Genomic DNA, 383 nt, shown 5'->3' with positions numbered 1-383 from the left:
ACAAAATCAGTCATAATATGCAATAAAATTTCATAATAATGCCGAATAATTGACACAATTATTTCACATGCTATGATGAAGGAGAGGTAGGAACTATGGCAGCGAAAGGATTGCTGCTGCGCCTGAAAGACTACCAGGTCAAGGCAAGCGCAGCGGAAAAGAATGCGGTAACAATCATCCTGAACCATCCGGATCTGGTGATTGGAAAGAGTATACACGAGTTTGCAGATTTGGCCTATGCGTCGCCGGCGACCATTATCAGACTCTGCAGAAAACTGGGCTGTGCGGGATACCGCGATTTTCAGCACGCGCTCGTATACGAAAACGCTCTGTTCAAGGACAGCAGGGAGATATCCGTTCAGGAGATCATTCCCACGCCGTCG

1 protein-coding gene is annotated in these 383 nt (G+C 47.0%); it reads left to right on the top strand.

What is annotated here, in order from left to right; translation table 11 throughout:
- Positions 1-95: 95 nt before the first annotated feature.
- The coding region (locus NE664_15680; GenBank protein MCQ4728074.1) for a MurR/RpiR family transcriptional regulator at positions 96-383 on the top strand (288 nt) is incomplete at its 3' end.

The sequence above is a fragment of the Anaerotignum faecicola genome, assembly GCA_024460105.1.
Classification (GTDB): Bacteria; Bacillota; Clostridia; order Lachnospirales; family Anaerotignaceae; genus JANFXS01.
This window is presented reverse-complemented; position numbering and strand designations above follow the sequence as displayed.